Annotated in this window: 18 protein-coding genes; 4 read left to right on the forward strand and 14 right to left on the reverse strand. The window is 40.1% G+C overall.

Annotated features, from left to right (window positions below; genetic code table 11):
* Positions 1-49: 49 nt before the first annotated feature.
* The gene (locus tag BM386_RS00725; RefSeq protein ID WP_091691153.1) at positions 50-1,150 is read left to right on the forward strand and encodes a Gfo/Idh/MocA family protein; all 1,101 of its coding nucleotides are present in this window, start codon (positions 50-52) and stop codon (positions 1,148-1,150) included.
* Positions 1,151-1,397: 247 nt separating this feature from the next.
* Positions 1,398-1,577 carry a histone H1 gene (locus tag BM386_RS00730; protein ID WP_091691154.1) on the forward strand — a complete coding sequence of 60 codons (180 nt, stop codon included), beginning with the start codon at positions 1,398-1,400 and terminating at the stop codon, positions 1,575-1,577.
* Between the two features lie 74 nt (positions 1,578-1,651).
* Here BM386_RS00730 and BM386_RS00735 read toward each other — a convergent pair whose 3' ends face one another.
* The 14 genes from BM386_RS00735 to tamL all read right to left on the reverse strand — a co-directional run bounded on the left by BM386_RS00735 (position 1,652) and on the right by tamL (position 17,422).
* A complete protein-coding gene (locus BM386_RS00735; RefSeq protein WP_091691155.1) occupies positions 1,652-2,293 on the reverse strand; it encodes a hypothetical protein in 642 nt (213 codons plus the stop codon).
* A 19-nt stretch (positions 2,294-2,312) separates the two neighbouring features.
* Positions 2,313-2,861, reverse strand: coding sequence for a DUF4136 domain-containing protein (locus BM386_RS00740; protein WP_091691156.1), 549 nt, complete (start codon positions 2,859-2,861; stop codon positions 2,313-2,315).
* Positions 2,862-3,074: 213 nt separating this feature from the next.
* Positions 3,075-3,668 carry an outer membrane beta-barrel protein gene (locus BM386_RS00745; protein WP_091691157.1) on the reverse strand — a complete coding sequence of 198 codons (594 nt, stop codon included), beginning with the start codon at positions 3,666-3,668 and terminating at the stop codon, positions 3,075-3,077.
* A gap of 2 nt (positions 3,669-3,670) precedes the next feature.
* Positions 3,671-4,321, reverse strand: a complete 651-nt coding sequence (locus tag BM386_RS00750) for a DUF4136 domain-containing protein (RefSeq protein ID WP_091691158.1) — start codon at positions 4,319-4,321, stop codon at positions 3,671-3,673.
* A gap of 23 nt (positions 4,322-4,344) precedes the next feature.
* Entirely contained in the window at positions 4,345-4,815 is a 471-nt protein-coding gene (locus tag BM386_RS00755) for a hypothetical protein (protein ID WP_244545422.1), read from the reverse strand.
* Positions 4,816-4,942: 127 nt separating this feature from the next.
* Positions 4,943-6,139, reverse strand: coding sequence for a BamA/TamA family outer membrane protein (locus BM386_RS00760; protein ID WP_091691159.1), 1,197 nt, complete (start codon positions 6,137-6,139; stop codon positions 4,943-4,945).
* Positions 6,139-7,362, reverse strand: coding sequence for a porin (locus tag BM386_RS00765; RefSeq protein WP_244545423.1), 1,224 nt, complete (start codon positions 7,360-7,362; stop codon positions 6,139-6,141). The genes BM386_RS00760 and BM386_RS00765 overlap by 1 nt, the downstream gene beginning before the upstream one ends.
* A 112-nt stretch (positions 7,363-7,474) precedes the next feature.
* Positions 7,475-8,140, reverse strand: a complete 666-nt coding sequence (locus tag BM386_RS00770; protein WP_091691161.1) for an outer membrane beta-barrel protein — start codon at positions 8,138-8,140, stop codon at positions 7,475-7,477.
* Positions 8,141-8,364: 224 nt separating this feature from the next.
* Positions 8,365-10,731 (reverse strand): OmpA family protein, encoded by a 2,367-nt coding sequence (locus BM386_RS00775; protein ID WP_091691162.1) that lies wholly within the window; start codon positions 10,729-10,731, stop codon positions 8,365-8,367.
* Between the two features lie 4 nt (positions 10,732-10,735).
* Positions 10,736-11,902, reverse strand: coding sequence for a hypothetical protein (locus tag BM386_RS00780; RefSeq protein WP_091691163.1), 1,167 nt, complete (start codon positions 11,900-11,902; stop codon positions 10,736-10,738).
* A 6-nt stretch (positions 11,903-11,908) separates the two neighbouring features.
* On the reverse strand, positions 11,909-13,357 hold the full coding sequence (locus BM386_RS00785) for a hypothetical protein (protein WP_091691164.1): 1,449 nt from the start codon (positions 13,355-13,357) through the stop codon (positions 11,909-11,911).
* Between the two features lie 139 nt (positions 13,358-13,496).
* The gene (locus tag BM386_RS00790) at positions 13,497-14,075 is read right to left on the reverse strand and encodes a phosphatase PAP2 family protein (RefSeq protein ID WP_091691165.1); all 579 of its coding nucleotides are present in this window, start codon (positions 14,073-14,075) and stop codon (positions 13,497-13,499) included.
* Complete coding sequence (hemF, locus tag BM386_RS00795) at positions 14,072-14,983, reverse strand: oxygen-dependent coproporphyrinogen oxidase (protein WP_091691166.1); 912 nt, start codon at positions 14,981-14,983, stop codon at positions 14,072-14,074. Before hemF ends, BM386_RS00790 begins: the two co-directional genes overlap by 4 nt.
* A 15-nt stretch (positions 14,984-14,998) precedes the next feature.
* The gene (gene tamL, locus BM386_RS00800) at positions 14,999-17,422 is read right to left on the reverse strand and encodes a translocation and assembly module lipoprotein TamL (protein ID WP_091691903.1); all 2,424 of its coding nucleotides are present in this window, start codon (positions 17,420-17,422) and stop codon (positions 14,999-15,001) included.
* A 19-nt stretch (positions 17,423-17,441) separates the two neighbouring features.
* Between tamL and BM386_RS00805 the strand changes: the two genes are divergently transcribed.
* Together BM386_RS00805 and BM386_RS00810 are read left to right on the forward strand one after the other, a co-directional pair.
* A complete protein-coding gene (locus BM386_RS00805) occupies positions 17,442-18,191 on the forward strand; it encodes a TrmH family RNA methyltransferase (RefSeq protein WP_091691167.1) in 750 nt (249 codons plus the stop codon).
* The gene (locus BM386_RS00810) at positions 18,188-19,174 is read left to right on the forward strand and encodes a bile acid:sodium symporter family protein (protein WP_091691168.1); all 987 of its coding nucleotides are present in this window, start codon (positions 18,188-18,190) and stop codon (positions 19,172-19,174) included. Before BM386_RS00805 ends, BM386_RS00810 begins: the two co-directional genes overlap by 4 nt.
* The last annotated feature ends 15 nt before the right edge of the window (positions 19,175-19,189 follow it).

Raw genomic sequence — 19,189 nt, forward strand, 5'->3', positions numbered from 1 at the left:
ACAGTATCTTGATAAGCATATTACGTTTCAAACCTAAAACCCAAAACCTATGAATCCTATCTCTAGGAGAACCACATTAAAGTCTCTTGCTCTAGGAGCAGGAGTAAGTTTGATATCACCTTTTAATGTTTTCTCATCTACCCGGCCTAAAAAAGACAATCTCGGAGTAGCGTTGGTTGGACTTGGCTATTACAGCACTGATTTGCTTGCTCCAGCCCTGCAAAAAACCCAAAAGTGCCACTTGGCCGGTATCGTTACGGGCACCCCGTCAAAGGCGGCGATTTGGAAAGAAAAGCATAAAATACCTGATAAAAATATCTACAACTATGAGACCTTCGATACCATCGCAGACAATCCGGATATAGATGTGATCTACATCGTTTTGCCGCCATCTATGCACAAGGAGTATGTGATCCGAGCAGCCAAAGCAGGGAAGCATGTATGGTGTGAGAAACCAATGGCCATGACTGTGGAGGAATGTCAGGCTATGATAGATGCTTGCAAGCAGGCAAATGTTTCCTTATCCATCGGCTATCGCTGCCAGCACGAACCCAATACTCAAGCTTTTCAAAAAATAGTGAAAGAGCAAAGCTTAGGCAAAGTGCTCGGCTTGGACTGTGCCGCCGGATATCGTGAAAACCGTACAGATCACTGGAAGCAGAAGCGTGAAATGGGCGGAGGAGTAATCTACGACATGGGAGTATATGCTATTCAGGGAGCTAGACTTGGAAGTAACATGGAGCCAATAGCTGTGAATTCAGCCAAAGTTTGGACTGAGCGACCTGAAATCTATAAAGATGGTCTAGGAGAAATCGTAGAAGCAGAACTGGAATTCCCTGGAGGAGTCATTGGCACTATCAAAACATCTTTTGGAGGGAACATGAATTTCTTAAATATCAAATGTGAAAAGGGAATGATCGAGATGGAGCCATTTTCTGCCTATGCCGGCAACAAAGGCAAAAGTCCGTTGGGCGAGATCAATTTCCCTTTTCAGCAACCGATGGAGCAGGTCTGGCAGATGGACAATGATGCACAGACAATTATGGACGGAAAGCCTCAAGCTGTACCGGGCGAGGAAGGCCTTCGGGATATTCGCATTGTGCAGGCTATCTTAGAGTCTGCCGAAAAAGGGAAAAAAGTGATGATTTAATGGGCTAATACTCCTCTTTGGGGAATTTAGAAGTCATTTTGAGGCATCTTTATTCGATTTGGTCGTTAGCATTTTAGTTAAATATTACCCTGAAATGTTGCTAAAAATTGAATAAAATGAAGGTTTTAATGAAAAGGTCATTTTTCTGCACTAAAAATTAAAAATAAACGCTCAAAGACTTCTAATGGCACTATAAATGATGTTTATTGTAACGAATTACATTTTATAACCAACCAATAAAACGATTATGAGCAAACACCAAGAAGTTAAAGATTTGGTCGATTCTTTAGAAGCAGACTTTGCAAAATTCTACGAAAATGGCAACAAAGCTGCCGGAACTAGAGTAAGAACTGGAATGCAGGCACTTAAAAATCTTGCGCAAGAAATCAGAGCTGAAGTGACAGCAATGAAAAACGCAGCTAAATAATCTGTTTAGCGACTAATGAAAAAAGCCCCAAGGGAAAATTCTCTCGGGGCTTTTTCATGTTATGTTAATTGAAATTACTTTTTGGTGATAATTCCATCCTTGATTAATTGGTATTCTACTGACTGAGCAAAGGTTTTGGAGAATGACTCAATAGAAGAAGGGTTTGTGGTTTCGGATTGTGCTGACCACACCAAAGCTTCTGTCTGAGCGTCGTAAAGGTTCATTTCTAAATAATAGTTCTTATCAGTGGCATAGTAACCTGGATCGTACATCACTGGGTTGTAATAAGAGTAGTATCCGTAGAATCTACCATAATATCCACCATAGCCCATAGGAGAGTACATGGTAGTTCCAGGAACGTATCTCGTTTCGGATGTTTGGTCTAGAAGTGCTATAGTAAGAATAGCATCATGTCCTGCCGCTTGAATGGCGCTCACGATTGCTTCCTTGTTTTCTGGAGTAGCTTTGAATCCAGGAGGAATGATATCAAAACTGCTGTTGGCGGTAATGCCATCTTCTTTTAAAATCGCATCGATATCGTTCTCTATGGTTTGTCTGGCAACAAGTTTGTCTGTCAAGGCAGTTACAAAAATACTGCTGTATCCGCCGGCTTTTGCTTCAGGAGCTTTCCATGATCCTGTGATTTTTGTGCTCGGAGCACATGCCGCTACTACAGCCAGAAGTAATAGCGTAAGAATTGCATTTGATTTTCTCATTTGTTAGTTGTTATGTAGGTTAATTTTTAGTGTCTATCGATTCAAAAACTTCCGCAACGGCATCTTCTATCGCGGCTTGTTTCTTTTCCTCTTTAGTAGGGATTATTTCTGAAACTACGCCGACCCAGACAGCCTGATTGGTCTGAGCATCTACCAAATGAACTGATAAGGTGCCTTCTTTGTACCTGTTCACCACAATTTCTTCGCTTTGCCAAGTGTAGTTTCGTTGACCAGTGTACATGAAAGGATCTGTAGCCAAACTGGTTTCTCGGGTTTGTTCCTTATTTTCGATTACTATGCCTAGGTTGATTTTCAAGTCAGCAGATGAATTGTTTTCCGATAGACCTCTAGCAGCTAGCTGTTTGGATATTTCCTGCTTCAGATATTCTACTGATTGTGAAAAGGCCGGAACTTCAGTCTCACTTTGATCTACTTCCAAAAAAGCATAGGTCTTATAATCAGTAAGATTGAAATCCTCGTAAAGTCCTGGCTCTACAGCTACTTTGGCTGTGCTGCATGCCATCAGTCCCACGAGTAGGGCTAGCAAAAGATAGGTTGACTTTTTCATAGATTGAATAGTTACAATGGATTAGATTTTCTTTAGAAATACGCGCTTAAAACATTGGTTGTTTTTACTAATATAATAAAGCTCATTAGATATGCGAACTTCCCTTTAGGTATCACCTCTGTATATGCCAGTGGTAGATTGAAGCTAAAAAAACCGGCAAGCACAATTTCTTGTTATACTTGCCGGAGTTTTAGTTGTGGTATCGCAAATTAATTATCTAATAAATACAATGCCTAAGTCTATACCTACAGTAGATTGTCCGTCCAGATTACTACTACTAAAAGACTGGTAGTATTTGGCGCCAAGCTTGAACCCAACATATTGTGCAGGTCTGTATAATACGCCTAGTTCAGGTCTTAATGCAAACTGCCAGTGGGTTTCTTGGGAAGTAAAAACTCCCATATCAATCTCTCTATCATGAGCGATTGTACCCATTCCCAAACCTGCAAAGGGTCTGAATTTACCAGTTTCGTTAGCATAATACGTTCCCGTAGCAAGGATAGGGTAGCTATTTTGGTATCTATATTGAACCCCGGAAAGTGATGCTGAACCTTCTGTATAAACCTTGTTCTCTTCTCTCTTGTATAGAGTATAGCTTCCCAGTTCTCCACCTATGGTAAAATTACGCTTGATGAACCGCTCATATTGAATTTTGATTCCTCTACCCGATACCTGATCGATGTAATCAGCGGTATTGCCAGTAGGGACACTAACGGAGTAATTGATAGAGAAAAGTGAAGTTTGTGCTTGTGTAGTCCCGGCAAAAACCATTACCAGAAGAGCTACTAAAATGATCGATTTTTTCATGATTATTTAGCTAGGTATGGTGATTGAGTAAATGCCTGGTCGATTGTGGTACTAATACGCTCATTGATAGAATTAGTATTGCCCTCCAAAAGGCCATTAATAACCCCAGTCCAGATCACAGGGATCTTATCATCTTCTGAGATATCAGTCGGATCTGTCATCTGCAGTAAAACTGTGCCTGTCCGTACCGATGATACCTGAGGTGGGTAATAACCAGGGTAGTACCAGCCCCATCCTGGTCCCCATCCTGGATAGAACCAGCTCCAATACCACCAGTCATAGTAAAAATAGAGCTGATCTGTTTGGATCACAGTGGGTAAAATAATCAAATCAGGATTAGCACTTTTATCTACTTCAGTGTACCCTGCATTTCTCATATTAGTCCGAATAGAAGCTAAAATTGCAGTAGTATAGACTGGAGATACATATTCTGGTTCAAAATCCCCACCTGCTCCATTGATAAACTGTCCTTCGATTTTGACGATCTTATCAGGAACAGCAAATGTATTATTAGAAGCAAAATTATGATTGACATCATAATTGGTATAGACGACATCCAGTTCGTCTATATACTCGGCGCCATCTGGTGTGCATGCCTGCAGTACCCAGCATCCAAATACTCCTATTCCTAGTAGTTGTAGTTTTTTAAACATAAAATTTATTTTGGTTTGTTTTCTTATTGATCTATGAATGGTAGTTCCTGCTGCATAGCATTCCTAATCGTATTGTGGATATAGGTGTCTATTTGCATGAATTTGGCAGCATCTAATGCTGATGTAGCTTTCTTGAATTTTTTATAGTAGGCTGAGTGAAGTTTGGCTAGTTCCATGTCATTTTTCAACGTCCGCTTGGCTAGATTATCGGCTTCTTCCTCACCAATTACTTCATATTCCGTCAAAAAGTCATTGATGATTTTCATGCGTTCTCTGGCAATCATAGTTCTCTCCGCTTCATAGCTTTGATATACTGACCAAAAGTTCGTTGCTACAGATTCGGGTAGATCCATGTACCCTTCGATGATTTGCTTTTTGTCCATTCCAAAAGCAGACTGTAAAATGGTAATCTCATCATCCACTTCGCTTTGCGCAAAAGTAGTCTGAAAGGAAGCGAGAAATAAAAAGCCTGAAATTAAAAGTGCATTTTTCATATATGTTAGATTTAGGAGTTGAAAACAACTTAAGGACAAAGTTATACTTAATTAATGATTAGAGTGAAAAAAAATGAAGGAATAATCCTAAAAATTTGTGAAGTTAGGTTTATTGCCCTAAATGTAGCTAGAAAGACTCATTGATGTTCAAATAAAAGCCTGAATTTCCTTTTTGTCCAAATCCATAATCAGCCGATATTGTAGTTCGGTTTACCTTGTTTATCATCACTCGGAATCCTAGCCCATAGCCTGGATTGATCTTATCGAAAAGATTTTCATTTGTCATTTTGCTGCCAAAACTAGCTGCATTGACAAATACTGTTCCGCCGAAAGTATCTTTGTTTTTTTGAAGAGGAAATCGGTATTCTGCTTCTGAATACACCATGCTTTCTCCTCTGAAACGACCCTGGGAGTACCCTCTGCCTGAGCGTCCAAACATGTCATATCCTATGGATGGCAAAGCCATATAAGGCAGTTCTCCGGAAACAAGAAAATTTCCATAACCCCATAATGCTAAAAGATGTCGCTTTCGGTTTTCATTTAAAGGAAAGTAGTGGCGATAGTCAAGGAGTAGTGTCGAGGAGGTTTGATTTGATCCCAGAAACTCTGGATTTATTTTGTAAGAAATTAAGGCAAAGTTGGTTTCATAAGGGGATACAGCTAGATCTCTGTTTTCCATCACAGCATTCAACGTAATTCCCGAAAGCGTATTTTTATTTGAAGTGAACCCTTTTGTCTGGTTGTAGAAATCATTCGAAAAAGTTAGTTCTTGATTGACTTCATCATCGATAAAATTTTCAATTTTGGAATAAATATCAAGGTGATAGCCTATTCCAAGGTAAAATTTCGAGTCAGAAATTCTTTTGAGCACTGTTTCATAAAACCGGACCCAGTTGTAATCCATTTGTTGCTCTCCCCACCATACGCCAGGTTGATTGGGGTTTTCCATTGGCTCATTTGGACTGCTGCTTCCTAATCCGAAGGTAGGCTGGGAGGTAATGAAGAAGCGCCAGTCACCAACCAAAATCCAGCTGTCATCTGCCAGGAAGATATTACTTCTAGAGCTGATTAGCCATTGTTTTTTGGTAGTGTAAAGCAAGTTGCCTACAAGGTTTGAAAGGTGCGTGCTTTCAGCTTCACCCATTCTCCAAGTGGCAGAGGGGGCAATGCCAAAAAGCCATCCGTTTGCAGGATTTGAAGCAATTGCAGGTAAGGGGACTAATTTAAAGTTTCGAATCTGATTGGGTTTATACATCACTGAATCTTGTGCTAAAACAGATAAGTTGATCCAGAAAAGCAGAAGAAAAAGTGAGATCCGAGTCATTAGAATGAGATGTCTAGTTGTAGTCTAAAGCGTAATTCATTGTCTTGGGGAAGGTCCTTGTCCTCAAATGTAAATCGTGTAAGCTCTGTTGTTAGTTTACTTTTATGACCTGCAAAAAACCAGTTGAAAGCTACAGCTGCTTCTCGTTGTTTATTGCTGGTAATATTTAGGTCTGGATTGACCACAGCATACCGAAAAGCAATTTCTAAGGGTTCCGGCCAAAAGTTTAGAGCTTGATGAGCAAGGTAACCTGCTGTCAAATAATATCCGCCAAGTTTAGTCTCAATTTCGTCAAAGTTGTCAAAAATACTTTTCCTGTGAAATTCACTGGACCAGGAGAATCCTTTGTAGATAAATGCTGATTCGATCTGGTATTGTTTTACAGTGTACTGCCCGTCATTTGTCCCTTCATAGCCAGAGAGGTTGCCTCCTCCTGAAGTTGAGAATCGGGTGTAAGGACTAGTATTGGTGACTCCTGCAATAGCGATGATAGCGGCTGGTTTTTGGGATATATTTAAATCCCCACCAGAAAAAGGAACCGGCCTACCTAAGAAATTCCATTGAAACCTCCCAAAGTACATCATCTTGTCATCATCGTTTTGGGTAGCACCTATTCCCATTCCGGTAAGTACCGCAGCCCAATAGTTGAAATTGGCGATTCCGCCACCGTCAAGATTACCATAGATTTCTACACCTTGTTGCCTATCCACGGTGAATTTTCTATTCAAAAGAGAACGGTCAACCATCTGCTGATCGCCACTACTGATGAAGCGTTCTCTTGTAAATTCAACTTTCCATTGACCAGCTTTAAAGTTTAGCCAAGGCCATTTTTCAATCATTACTCTGTAGTCAAGTAATAGACTTCTGGAGAGCTCATATTCGAAATAATACTTTATCCAGGGCTGGTAAGCATGTCCACCCACCTTTAGGCGGGCACGGTTTATTTTGAAAACGCGCTGGTCTTGATTTCTGAAATCAGCAAATGTGATTGGATCCTGATCGTCTGGGAGAGCAAACCTAAGCTGTAACCTGGCGGCAATCTGCATCTCATATTTACCATCTTCAGTCTTTAAAATAAAGCCCTTGGAAGTATGGTTTAAAAACGATTCTTTTTTTTCCACCTTCGTCTTGGTGCTGTCTTTTTCCTGGGAAAATGTTGGTTGGAGTCCAATAAATAGGATTAAACCTAATACAACTAATTTTGAGGCAGTTAGGATGCGCACTTTGACTGATTTTTTTTTGGGATGCTTCGATTTTGGAAGCGCAAATAACGCAAAAACCATCGAGAATAATGGGTGTTTCTCGATGGTTTTCGCTTGATGCAATTTTAAGATATTACTTTGCCGGCTGTGGAAGTCTAAAAACCAATCCTCCTTCCAGTCCAAATTGATACATACTGGAATAGCTGGAAAGACCAGTACTTATGCCGCCAGTACCAAAGTAAAGTCCTCCGCCAATAGCTTGGGTAGCAGAAAATAAAGAAGCCTGAACTCTTATTGCAATGTTGTCAGCCACCCAGAAATTAGATCCTCCTCGGATATTCCATGCAAATTTGGTTGCAGAATTCTCATTTCCATTGTCAGGATTACTCACATTGAAAATACCCATCCCAAACCCAGCTCCGGCAAAAGGTTCTACGATTTCATTTACCGGGAAGTATCTTGTGCCATTTAGCATTATCCAGTTGATTGCCAAATCGAAATCGGTAAAGCGTTCTGTTGGGCCAAAAACTCCTGCATCTAAATAATAGGTAGGAGCATTGGTATCCTGACGCAAATATTGAATTTCAATTGCACCACGGTTTGGAATATGATACTCTATTCCACCACCCCATCGAAGACCATCTTGAATCTGACCATTGAAGTAGGAAGTGTTGGAATAATAAGAGTCCACTTTGTCTTTGAATACATATCCGGCATAGGTATTAATTCTAAGTTCCTGTGCATAGGAAGTTACTGCAATTGCGGTTAACAAAAAGAGGGAAGTAAATGCCTTTTTCATATGTTTATTTTTGTTTTTCTATGGTCATATGGAATCTCGCATGAGAAATAATCATCCCAGTGTGTGACGATCTTCGACATGCTCGATTTCATGTGTTTATAATTTTTTTTTAAGGTCACATGGAATCTTCGCATGAATTATAATCATCCCTCTGTGTGTCGCTTCGGGTCATGCTTGATTTCATCTCGTTAAAAGTTTAGTTTTTTTTGATTATAAATATAAATCTATTTTTTTAATACGCGTATTTCTACTTTTCTATCAGTTTCAACTGATCCCTTTGTACTACCTCTCACGATTAATCCTCCATTGCTGATAGTAATTCGGGAGGGTTCAATCGCATAAAATTCAGTGAGTGCTGTGGTGACTGCTGCTACACGTTTTTCTGTAAGAGCAAGATTGTATGCTACAGAGCCTGTGTTGTCAGCAAACCCAACCAATTCAACCACAACATCTTCATTTTCCTTTAAATATGCTGCGACTGGAGCTAGTTTTTCTCTCTCTGAGTCAGGCAAAGTAGATTCATTGATAGCAAAATATACCTCTACTTTACTTTCATGTAGTAGAGTTTGGACATCCTTTTCCACTACGCTGGTGACTGTAACAGTATCGACGATTCGTGGTAAATTAGATAAGCTATCTATTAGAACTGAATCCATTGCTATTCTAGCCCTTAGTGTAGAGTCATTTGCGGCAGCAGCTGCAGCTCTTTTCTTATCGCCACTATTTGAAATAGCGGCGGTAGTCGCTGCTGTCCCCCCTACAAGAAGTGCATCTTTTAGAATTTCATTGTTTTTCTCGTCAAGTTTCTCCTGTCTTTTTCTGTTTTTCTCGTCGAGTTTTTGCTGCTTTTTGTTGTTTTTGTCTAGCTTTTTAGCTGTATCATCATCTAGTGCTTCAGTGTTGATAGTGAGCTCCTGAGGTTCAGTATCCTCTTGTTCTAAAGCTTCATAGGTAGGGATCTTATTTGCAAATGCCATCATCATCGCTGAGTCCCTTGTAGCTTGAGCCGAAAGCATATCTTCTCTGAATTTTTCCATTTCCTCATCAAATTCCTCTCGGGTCATTGTCTCTGGACCATTTGCTGTTCTGGAAGTTGCAGCTTGAGCTTGGGTTGCTGAATCTAGCGAAAGCACCGAAGGATTTGTAGAGTATAGGATTCTGCTCACTTGACCAGGATAGATCACTAATTCTTTCATCATCGCAGCAGAGTCCAAAGAAGCAGATGGTGAAGTGTTAGTTTGTAGGGAATTGAGAGAATCCATCTTGAACTGATTTTCTAAAGCAATGCTGTTCAAACTGGTCATTTTTCCCTGAGCGATAGATTTCTCACTTTCCAGATTCTGGATACGGGTCTGCGTAACCTCTGCGGAGACCGTGGTGTCCTGCTGTGCCATTGCTATGGTCTGATCAAGTTCTGCTAGCTGTCTTTCCGATGCAGTCATTTCATCGTTCAGTAGCGCTCTGCTAGTCTGTAGCGAATCCCGCATGCTGGTGATTTTTACCAGTGTTGCAGAGTCAGTCACAGCCTGCCCAGAAATAGCTTGTTCATTTCCAGGTAATTGAATGACTGTGAAGTAATTATTTGTTACCGACTGAGGAGTGGAGCTAGCCCTCGCCAAAGAATCTTCTTTAGCCATTTGAGCTTTGGAAAGCTCCGTAGGGACATATGTGTAGCGCTGAGTAATTACAGGCGGGTTGAAGGATTTTTTGTTAGCCCCCAAACTGAACTTGATACCCATACCATGATAAAAGTACCAGTCAGGTCTTCCGTTTTCCATGCCTCGGTATGGATTTTCTGCTGTTACGGTGTTAGTACCAGGTTTGGCGGCATACTCTTGGAAGTCATTGTCATAACTAGACCTATACACTCCTGAAACATCATCTAAGTAGTCAGTATTTGTTCTTTTGAAATCTGACTGCGCAAAGATTTCTATGCTTTTGGTAATTCGAAAACGCACACCTAACCCTAAGTTGGCATAGAATGAGGTTGTTTCGTAGTTTTCAGAACTTTCTGTGCCCAACTTACTAAGGTCTGTCTCAAAACTCCCATCTGGAATCACATTCGGATTGGTATAGTCGTATTGATTTCCATTGGCATCCAATAAGTCTCCATATACATTGAAGCTTTGCACACCGGCCCCGACAGTGATGTAAGGAGCAAAGAAGGATTTACCCGAAAGTAACCAATTGTTATCAGGCTTAAATACAAAGGATAAGCCTGCATCATAGACGTCAGTTTGGAAATTGAGGGCTCGATCGAACGTTGGACTTTCAGTGAATAGTGTTCCGTCTTTTTTTATAAATCTATCGCTTGATCCGAATTGATAACTACCTCCAGTTAGCATTAACCCAACTGAGTTCCCTAAAGCATATTCTATCGAAACCTGATAGGATAGTTGCTCTGAGTAGGTCTCATATCGTTTATAATACTTAGTGAAGTTTTGAAAGTTATCGACTTTCAATGGGCGAATATCACCCAGATAGTTTGTCGTACCTGCGCTGGCTCCAAACCTCCATTTATAACCATGTAATTGTGCCTGAGCAGAAAAAGCAAAGGCAAAAGCGAGAATTACTAAACTTAGCTTTTTCATGTCCTTATCTTTTTTTGCTTCCTATGCCCAACCATAAATTAAACTCTGCACTCACTCCCACAAAAGGCACGAAACTATTTTGATTAGTTCCACCTGACATCTCTGTGGTGATAAATGTACCGCCGGCATTTAATCTGATAAACCTGAAGAAGTTGTAGCCAAGACCTATATAAACTGGTCTTTCCAAAACTGGACCGGAGATTTTTTCATCCAACTGATTTTTGATGTCTCCAGAAAGGAAAAAACCTGTAGAAATTGACATGTTGTTCATGAATCTGGCAAATGTCCTGTTACCAAGCGGGAAAGAGAATCCAGCATATGGGCTCATCACGAATTCCTGGTCAGGTAATCCTTTGCTCAGAGAGATCGCACCATATCCTACATTTATAGGAAGAGAATTTGCGGTTTTTTCGGTAGGATAATTTTCAAATATGTTTTCATCCACTCTTACCAACATGTTTGGACTCAAGTATTGGTCAACTTCTGAGAAGAGAATATTTTCCAATTCAGTAATGTATTCATCTGCATAGACCGCTCTGGCGTTATCGGCTTCCGTCATTCCAGTTACATTGAATTTGGCTTTGCCCATTTTAAGTTTACCTCTTTGCTCCAGTTTTGCACGGGTAATGTCACTGAAGCCTGGGAATTTTTCTCCGTTTGGAAGCTCAAAGTAGTATGCACCTTGATCCACAATCCTCGAGATATTGTTGATGAGTACCTCATCTGATTCAGAAAAATGCACTCCGCCTTTCTTGATGGTGGTCACAGTGCTTAGATAGGTCTCTATATTTTGATGAATTAGAGATCGGACCTCATTGATCTGATCAGCTCCGGCTTTTTGGTAATAACCAAACTCCAATCTATAATCCGTATTGGATCGCAGTGGATCAGCAACTAAAACCTGGTAGGAGAGATCCTTATAGCCAAAAGGGGCTTTCCAAAAGTAAGTGTAACCCGCCTTCTCTGTTTTTTTAGAAGGGTAAATAGTGAGTTTTACCATTTCTATTTTCTCAGGTATAGCTCCATGGATATAGAACTCTTGTTCAGCTGGGAGTGGCATTCCACCATTGATCTTCCCAGTAATTAGATCCAAGTTAATGGTAGTCACTTGAGCTTGAACCCCGAGCGCCCATAATCCAAAGACCATCGTTAGAAGTAGATTTTTTTTCATAGTCTATTAATTGAATTTTTTAAAATTAAAGGCATACCCTACTAAAAGTCCAATATTCGAGTATCCTGCTTTTGTTATGACGAGTGCTCCCTCCAGTAACTGGTCAGCCTCCACATTGTTAAAACTACCTCTTTGCAAATATTCCTGCGTGGATCCAAAACTATACATCAGACCGAGTGTGAGACTACTTCTGGATTTCTTGATCTCAGCCCCAAAAGAGACATGGTAAATGTCCCATTGGGTAATCTCAGTATTCAATTGGTTTCTTTGTACAGATCCTTCATCGAAATATGAAAAATCAGTGCGAAAACTGCCCAGAAGTTTAAGCCTTTCCTTTAATTGATTCTCATATCCGATGGAGAAATTTGTTACAGGCTTCATTGCGGTCTCTACATTTAAAAAATCTTCACTGTCAAAAGCCTGTCCTATATTATCTGGACGAACTAATGTGCCTGATTCCGCACTAATTATCCGATAATTGTCAACTCCTCCAAAATGTGTAATGTTAATACTTAAAACAGAGCGGTTAAATGTTTTATGAGCCCCTACAGCAATTTCAAAAGGCGATTTGTAGGTTGTCTTTAATTTTTCCTGCCGATCAGAAGCATAGGCAGTTACTGGATTTTCAATTCCTGGCACTATGAGATTGGATAGCGTAAGATCCTCTGCCACAGTTCCATTTCCTAGCCAGTCCAACCCCGGAGTGGTAATAGCTAGTCCTAATCCGTAAGTCCCTTTTTGATAATTTAATCCTAGTTTCAAAGATGTTCTGGCGGCGAAATAATTGATAAACTCATTCTGGGTTCTAGAAATCAAAAAGTAATCATCGCTATTGGTTAACGCCTTTGCCGAAAATCGATAAGAATAATTTAGTGTGCGAAGGGTGTTTAATAAACTAATGCCGAAACCAAGGTTGGGACTTAGTTTTTTGCCTATGCCTAGTGCTACGGTAGTTTCCTGCACCTTTGTGATAATTCCGGATTCGGATACCAGATCTTCTTGTCCAGGACTTATGTCTTCACTTGCCAATTCGTATTGCCCTTCTATTCTTGCGACTCCATTAAAATTAAAACTAACTGGCGTAAGTAGTCCATAGCTAACATTCCAGTCTGATTTAGTTTGTATAGATCCACTGATCAGCAATGGAATAGTATTGAATTGAATTCCCTTGAAATCGGCTCGCTGGCCGAGGGCATTTTCGATAGTGATATTTTCTAATCCATAGAGATTAGCATTGATGGACAAGGAGGTTGTGTCTAGATACCCCAAGTTCCCAGGATTATAAAATACTCCGGCATTATCAACAGTGTCTGTAAGCACTGCACCACCAAGTAAAGCAGCTCTGGTTCCAAACTGATTGCTCCAGTGGTGGGTGTCCTGAGCTTGTAGGGTAAATGCAATTCCCAGGATTAAAAAAAATAAAAAGGATGTTTTCCGAAGATGGAGTGTTCCCATTTTTTGTCTGGTTGAAAAGTGCAGTAAGGGTTGACTAATTCTTGAGATAAATTTAAAAACTCTCAGGATTAAAATAGCTAAACTTAAAGTTTGTTCAAAAGATATTACTATTTAAATAATTATTTTGGAATTTCTAGGATTAGTCTTTTAGAATTAGTTTTAAAATTTCCCTCCGAACAAATACAACTATAAACCAACTGATAAACCCAGCTAGAGCTCCTACCAATCCTCCAACAATAACGTCCATAGGATAGTGAACACCAAGATAAATTCTGGTATAGGATATGACAGCCGCCCATAAAAACAGCCAAGGGAGAAAGCGAAGCTTACCTTTCATTTTTAAATTGAGAAAAGTAGCAAACCCGAACGTATTGGCAGCATGCGAAGAAGCAAATCCATATAGGCCACCGCATCTCCCATAGTTATACATGCCGTCGGACCAGCGCTCGTCATGGCATGGTCTGAGCCGCTCAAAAAATGGTTTCATAAAGCCAGAAGTTACTTGGTCCGCCATGAGAATGGTTAAAGCGATTCCTCCAAAGACCCACCAACTGTTTTTGGGCTCTACCTTGTATATAAAATATACGATGATAGCATAGAATGGCACCCAGGCAAAAGTTTGGGACATTTGAAATGCTATCTCATCCAACCAGTCAACGTGCAAGGCATTTAGCTTCAGGAACAGCTCCTCATCCCAATTCTTAATTTGTTCGATCATTCTTCAAAAGATAACCAGTCTATTCCTTTTTTAAGATGGTTTTGAGTGAATTCTTCCTTCGAACCGACTTCAGGTTCATACATATATTCCCACTCAGCCATAGGTGGCATACTCATCAGAATACTCTCCGTTCGGCCATTTGTATCCAACCCGAATTTGGTACCGGCATCCCAAACAAGATTGAACTCCACATACCTTCCTCTTCTTAGACTTTGCCAAGATTTTTCAATTTCAGAATATGGAATCTGAGAATTTTTCTTCATAAAATATCCATAAATAGCTGGAAATAGGCGGCCTAAAGAAAGGCTGAATTGTAGTATATCTTCGAATTCCTGATTGTCTTTAGCCTTCAGTCTATCATAGAAAATCCCACCGATTCCCCGGGTTTCATCTCTATGCTTGATATAAAAATAGTCGTCAGCCCAGGTTTTAAACTTTGGGTAGTACTCAGCATTATATTTGTCGCAGACGTTCTTTATTTGTTGATGAAAGTATTGGGCATCTGCCACATCTATGTAATGCGGGGTCAAATCAATTCCGCCTCCAAACCAATATTCACCATTGTCCATTTCAAAATACCGAATGTTCATATGGATAATCGGCACCATGGGACTTTTTGGATGTAACACGATGGATACGCCAGTTGCAAAAAAGTCAGCCTGATCAAGTTTTAATTTTTTTAGGATTTTATCAGGAGTAGGACCATGTACAGCAGAGAATGCAACTCCGCCTTTTTCGATGATGTTTCCATTTTTGAAAATACGTGTTCTTCCACCACCTCCGGCAGGTCTGTCCCATTTATCTTCAATAAATTCGCCAGTCCCATCTGCAGATTCTAGTTCGCGACAGATATAATCCTGCATCTGTCTATATACTTCAGCTATTTGTTCTTTACTCTTTCGTGACATTTGTTTTGTTTCTCTTTAGAAAGGATAACCGATGCCAAAGTTAAGCACTGTTTGTCCTTTTAAACCAAAAAGTCGGTTGAATGATATATTATCCAAGACCCATCGTTCGCCCTCAGGCATGGATGGATCTACGGCCTTGGTTGCCAAATCTAGTCTGATCACCAAAAAGTTGAAATCCATTCGTAAGCCTACGCCAGTGCCTATGGCTATTTCTTTATAAAATCTGTCGAACCTAAAATCAGCGCCTGGACGAGAATTATCTACGCCAATAACCCATGCATTTCCGGCATCCACGAAAACAGCCATATCAAAGTATCCTGAGAGATTTCTACGGTATTCCAGCATGGTCTCTAGAATCATCTCTGCTGGCTGCTCAAAGGCGTAATCATACCTTCCTCGATCACCGATAGGAGGGGTATAACTTCCCGGGCCCAATCGTCTAGCTTGCCAAGCCCTGATGCTTGTGCCACCTCCCGCGAAGAAATACTTCTCGTAAGGAAGGATACCACTACTTACACCGTATGGATTTGCTATTCCGAAATTGGCCCGGTAGGCAATTGTCGAAGTCTGATTGAGCGGATAATACCTTCTGAAATCTGCCTGGAATTTTAGCCATTGGAATCTGGCAAAATCGGTCGTTTCATTATTACTTGTTGCATTCACAAAATTCAAGGTAGTTCCACCGCTTTCCACAAATAACTTAAGAAGGGAAGCTTTATTGGTGGAATTGTAATTTCCGTAATCATTGAAATTAATAATTGACTGTGCTGATACACTACTGATGAGAGAGGGAAGGAAAGACCAAATCAGATTATTCCCTTGGTTCTCTAGGTCTAGTAGTACCTGAGCAAAATCATCAGAAATGTTTGGCGTCCGAATATAGTTTATGTCAGCCGCATTGATGGTGAATTGCTGTCTATTCCCTCGTGTCACCCAAGTATAAGCCAGGAGAGCATTCAAACCAGACCTTGTGTATTCTGGACGATTGGTATAGTTATAGCCTAGTTGCGTCCGTGTATTAGGATTGTATTGTCCATATTTCTGTAAGCTTTTTCCATAAAATGGGATAAGGAATCTAGGGAAAATAACAGAGGCAGAAACCCCAAATTCTTTGCTTTGATATACGCCTTGATCGGTAGCAGATGCTACTCCTTCATAACCTATCCGGGCGTTGAATTCTAGGATTTCTCCTGCTCTGAAGAAGTTTCTGTTTCTCAGTACTGTACTGAAAAACGGCCCAGGCAATTGCTCTGTTATGCTCAACCCAAGCTGATTCGTCAACTGATATTTTTGATTTGGTTGCGATAGAATTTTAGCTGTAAGCGAGGTGCCTACCGTGTCAAATGAAATATTGATATACCTGAAAAGATCCAGGTTGCTGAGCTGTTTTTGGGTTTCTATTATATTTGTTCGCCTGTACTCCTGATTCTCGTCAAATAAAATCCGGGAACTAAGTAATTTGGCAGAAAAACGGTCTCTGTAAAAGTTGAAGTCGATATTCCGATAGTTTCTTTGCACCTTTTCGTCTATAAACTCATCACTTGGAGGACTGATTTTGAAGGTGATAGAATCAATTCTGTAAACCTCATGCTTTTCTGAAAATGAAGGTTTAAGGATTCTTTGCTCTACATTAATCCGCTTTGAAGTCGTATCAAAGTAGAGGTTGTAATCGATAAAGCTTTTGGTGAACATGAAATACCCATTGTTCTTGAATAGCTCTTCTAAGCGTTCTCGTTCCTTGGTGAAATTCGTTTGATCGTAATTATCGCCTTTCACGATGAACGTTTCCTTTTTTGATTGATTGATCAGCGAAAGCAGGCCTTCGTTCACAGAGTTGGTATAGATGGAATCTAAAATGTATGGCTCTTTTTCGGCTATGATATAAGTTACCGTGGCCTTTTGCTTTTTAGTTTCTACCTCAAAAGCCACTTCCGAATCTAAAAAGCCTTTGTTATAAAGGTAATTATCGATTTCTGTGACCGTCTTTTGGGTTTCGGCACTATCTAAAACAGTAACGGGGTTTCCAGTGCGCATCAAGAAATTCCCATATTCCTGCATCTTCTCCAGATCCTGAATTTTCGTCTGGACTTTGTCACGCTTTTTAAGCAGTTTTCTATTATCCTCTGCATCGCTCAGGCCTGCTCTGACCTCTTCTAGCTCTGCTTTTTTTGCTTCCAGTTTTTCATTCACTTTGGTGCTGTCGTAAAAGAGCCTTCCAAATCTGTAAATACTCACACCCAGAGAGGAGTTGGTGAGTGGGATTTTTGTGTTGGGCTCTTGGAAGTACAGATTCTCTATTTCCAATGGATTCGCTTTTTCTACTCCTTTAAGTTGATTACTGTCAAGGACATACTCACCTTCGGGCAGGTTTTTGCTTAAAGAGCAAGCGACCATTGCCCAGAGGACACAGATAAAAAGTATATATTTGGTGAATTTCAAAATGGCAGAGTCGATCCGAATGCTTAGCAAAAATACAGTTAAGTTTATTAAATCCTTACATCAAAAGAAATTCCGAAATCAGGAGCAAAAGTTCTTTGTGGAAGGTGAAAAGAGTGTTTTAGAAGTTTTAAACTCAGATTTTAGTGTTGAGTTAATTGTAGCGACCGATACTTTTTTAGAAAAGTATGAAAACCTCATTTCTCAATCAGCTGGACAAGTGATTTTGGCTACCCAAAATCAGCTTGAAAACCTCGGGCAATATCAAAGCAATGATAGTGCCTTAGCTGTAGTTCATATGAAGTCAAATAGTCCATTTGATTTTCCTAAAGGTAATTTTGTTGTGGGTCTTGATGATGTCAGAGATCCAGGTAATCTGGGGACGATCATCAGAATCGCGGACTGGTATGGTATTAAAAACCTCGTTTTTTCACCCCAAACTGCTGATTTTTACAACCCAAAAGTAATTCAGTCCAGCATGGGCTCATTTACCCGGGTTAATTTTTTCTATGCGGATCTGAAAGACGTTTTTCAAAAATGGGATGTGCCTATTTACGGAGCTTTTTTAAATGGTAAGAATGTTCATGAAATGGGGCGTGTAGCTCACGGTGTGATTTTAATGGGAAATGAATCAAATGGCGTTTCTAATGAGCTGGAAAAAGTAGTTACAGATAAGGTGACAATACCAGGTTTTGGTGAGGCAGAGTCTTTGAACGTAGCCATTGCGACAGCAATTCTTTGTGATAATTTCAAGCGATTGACAGTCGGATGATTCAAAAATTAGTCAAAACTCTCAATAAGGTTGGAATTAATGGTTTTTTACTAGGGCTTTTTGCCGCAATAGTATTGGGTTGGTTGTTCCCATTTGCAGGCTCTAGTCAATCTCCAGTGCCCTGGAAGCCAATCATTAATGTAGGAATAGGTCTTGTGTTTTTTCTATACGGAGTAAAGCTTGATCCTGTTCAGCTTAAGTCTGGTTTGAAGAACTGGAAATTACATGTGCTTATTCAGTTAGCTACTTTTGTGTTGTTTCCTTTGCTTGTAGTGGCAATAGTCCCGTTAATGACATGGATTGATAAGGATTTTCAGTTGGGGATTACTTATTTGTCCGTTCTTCCTTCCACTGTTAGCGCGTCAGTAGTGATGGTTTCTATTGCCCATGGCAATATTCCCGGAGCGATCTTTAATGCCAGTATTTCCAGTTTACTTGGAGTTGTTATCACGCCAGCATGGATGGGGATTTTGGCAGATTCATCTGCTATGGAAATGGACTTTTTACCAACTCTCGGGGAGCTTTCTGTTAAGGTTTTGCTTCCAGTTATTCTGGGGATATTAGCTCACAAATGGCTTTTCCTAAAAATCAAAAAACACCTTGGAGCTCTTAAGTACATAGATCAGACGGTAATCATGATTATTGTTTTTACCTCCTTTGCTCAGTCATTTTCTCAAAATGTTTTTGATCCTTACAAATCAAGTGTTTTACTGGAAGTAGGAGTAACAATGCTTGGGTTGTTTTTCTTCATTTGGCTGGTAATTGAGCTGCTTTGTCGTTTGCTAGGGTTTAGCTGGGAAGATAGAGTGACTGCGCTGTTTTGTGGTTCCAAAAAATCTTTGGTTCAAGGTGTAGTAATTGGAAAAGTGATTTTTCCTGATCCAGCGACGCTAGGATTGGTATTGCTTCCCGTGATGATCTATCATATTCAGCAGCTAATAGCGGGGAGTATTATTGCTTCAAATTTTTCTAAAAGAAAGTGATGACTCAAAAAGTGT

This window comes from Algoriphagus locisalis, assembly GCF_900116615.1.
GTDB lineage: Bacteria > Bacteroidota > Bacteroidia > Cytophagales > Cyclobacteriaceae > Algoriphagus > Algoriphagus locisalis.

Coding starts and splice junctions, on each gene's coding strand:
- BM386_RS00725 (WP_091691153.1), top strand. CDS start 50: ATGAATCCTATCTCTAGGAGAACCACATTAAAGTCTCTTGCTCTAGGA.
- BM386_RS00730 (WP_091691154.1), top strand. CDS start 1,398: ATGAGCAAACACCAAGAAGTTAAAGATTTGGTCGATTCTTTAGAAGCA.
- BM386_RS00735 (WP_091691155.1), bottom strand. CDS start 2,293: ATGAGAAAATCAAATGCAATTCTTACGCTATTACTTCTGGCTGTAGTA.
- BM386_RS00740 (WP_091691156.1), bottom strand. CDS start 2,861: ATGAAAAAGTCAACCTATCTTTTGCTAGCCCTACTCGTGGGACTGATG.
- BM386_RS00745 (WP_091691157.1), bottom strand. CDS start 3,668: ATGAAAAAATCGATCATTTTAGTAGCTCTTCTGGTAATGGTTTTTGCC.
- BM386_RS00750 (WP_091691158.1), bottom strand. CDS start 4,321: ATGTTTAAAAAACTACAACTACTAGGAATAGGAGTATTTGGATGCTGG.
- BM386_RS00755 (WP_244545422.1), bottom strand. CDS start 4,815: ATGAAAAATGCACTTTTAATTTCAGGCTTTTTATTTCTCGCTTCCTTT.
- BM386_RS00760 (WP_091691159.1), bottom strand. CDS start 6,139: ATGACTCGGATCTCACTTTTTCTTCTGCTTTTCTGGATCAACTTATCT.
- BM386_RS00770 (WP_091691161.1), bottom strand. CDS start 8,140: ATGAAAAAGGCATTTACTTCCCTCTTTTTGTTAACCGCAATTGCAGTA.
- BM386_RS00775 (WP_091691162.1), bottom strand. CDS start 10,731: ATGAAAAAGCTAAGTTTAGTAATTCTCGCTTTTGCCTTTGCTTTTTCT.
- BM386_RS00780 (WP_091691163.1), bottom strand. CDS start 11,902: ATGAAAAAAAATCTACTTCTAACGATGGTCTTTGGATTATGGGCGCTC.
- BM386_RS00785 (WP_091691164.1), bottom strand. CDS start 13,357: ATGGGAACACTCCATCTTCGGAAAACATCCTTTTTATTTTTTTTAATC.
- BM386_RS00790 (WP_091691165.1), bottom strand. CDS start 14,075: ATGATCGAACAAATTAAGAATTGGGATGAGGAGCTGTTCCTGAAGCTA.
- hemF (WP_091691166.1), bottom strand. CDS start 14,983: ATGTCACGAAAGAGTAAAGAACAAATAGCTGAAGTATATAGACAGATG.
- BM386_RS00805 (WP_091691167.1), top strand. CDS start 17,442: ATGCTTAGCAAAAATACAGTTAAGTTTATTAAATCCTTACATCAAAAG.
- BM386_RS00810 (WP_091691168.1), top strand. CDS start 18,188: ATGATTCAAAAATTAGTCAAAACTCTCAATAAGGTTGGAATTAATGGT.